1 protein-coding gene and 2 riboswitches are annotated in these 1,363 nt (G+C 46.4%); the gene reads left to right on the top strand.

The annotated features are described in order from the left end of the window. Positions 1-241 precede the first annotated feature (241 nt). Positions 242-433: riboswitch (cobalamin riboswitch) on the bottom strand. 100 nt (positions 434-533) lie between these two features. Beyond that, a riboswitch (cobalamin riboswitch) is annotated at positions 534-727 on the top strand. Between the two features lie 54 nt (positions 728-781). Continuing rightward, positions 782-1,360, top strand: coding sequence for a hypothetical protein (locus B4K20_RS11255; protein ID WP_289282955.1), 579 nt, complete (start codon positions 782-784; stop codon positions 1,358-1,360). Positions 1,361-1,363 lie beyond the last annotated feature (3 nt).

Below are 1,363 nucleotides of genomic sequence, written 5' to 3'. Positions count from 1 at the left end.
CGCGTAATCACCGTGGTCGGCGCCAACGCATTTTCCGTAGGCATACGATTCGCTGTGACGGTAATGGAATTAAGCTCATCACTGGCGATGGCAGGTAAAGAAAGTAAAGAAGAAATCAGCGTAAATGCTGAAAGGCGCGTGCAAGCACGCAAAGGCAACGCCTTTGAAAACAAGGTCATAATTGTCTCCTGAGGATACGCTCACCCGCGCTCCAAGGTTAAAAGGGTCACAACACTATGGTGTTGTTATGAAACCTCAGGCCGGTCTCCGGACTTACGTTGTGGCTATGCCTGACACATCGCCTTCCCACGAGATTCGCAGTGGCTTAATGATGTGCTTTTCAACGCTTACCGTTGCGGGGGCAGTGTTGGATTTGTCACCAACTTCCCGTTTAACTCTGCCTAAACAGAGCACCTGAAGAGCCGCGCATAGTAATGGCTGCGCATCCATACGTCAAACCTACGCCATCCTCTTATATTAAAGTTGAGAGTTTATTCTTCACGTCAAATTGACAATATATCGTATTAATCCTTATTCTATCGCGAGTTTTAGGTATTGCAATCGCGAGTAAACGGGAAGTCGGTGCATCAATAGATAATGCCGACACTGCCCCCGCAACGGTAAGTGAGATCAGATAAACCTAATGCCACTGTACAGTGCTGTATGGGAAGGTGTTTATCAGGCAACACTCACGAGTCCGGAGACCGGCCTGAAAATACAACGTGCCTCTTGGCAAATTCAAACCTATTGTGTGCGGGTGGGCACACTGGAGAATCACATCATGACCTTATCTCGTTCTCAGCAACTAATTATTGCTGGTCTCTTAGCGCTTTTAATGTTTATGACCCGAGGTCATCATTTTGCTTCTGTCGATGCATTACCCAGTGCATCATGGGCTATCTTTTTCTTAGCAGGTCTTTACCTCAGTTCAGCAGCCTGGTTTCCCGTGTTTTTAGCGATGGCGGCTGGTCTCGATATCACCAGTGTGTTGTTGGGTGGTGGTCAATTGAGCACTAGTTTCTGTATGTCTCCTGCTTACGGTTTTCTCATTCCTGCTTATGGCAGCTTATGGATGGCTGGACGCTGGTATGCATCGAAATACCAATTTAATGCTGCCACCTTATTGCCTCTTGTTGGCAGTGTATTAGTAGCCGCCACTGCAGCCACACTATTTAGTGGTGGTGGTTTTTACTTCTTCTCTGGTCGTTATCCTGATCCAACATTCACTGAATACACACAACGCTTTATTCAATACTTCCCTAAAAACCTGGCGGTGATGAGTTTTTATCTGGTGGTGGCCATGATTTGCCATGTGTCTATGTACTTCACCAAAACCACACATCAAGCTGATCAAAAGTAGTTA

Origin of the sequence: Methylophaga sp. UBA5088 (assembly GCF_002414625.1) — a bacterium.
In the GTDB taxonomy this organism is placed as follows: Bacteria; Pseudomonadota; Gammaproteobacteria; order Nitrosococcales; family Methylophagaceae; genus Methylophaga; species Methylophaga marina.
Note: the sequence above shows the minus strand (reverse complement) of the source record. Positions and strands in the feature narration are given on the sequence as shown.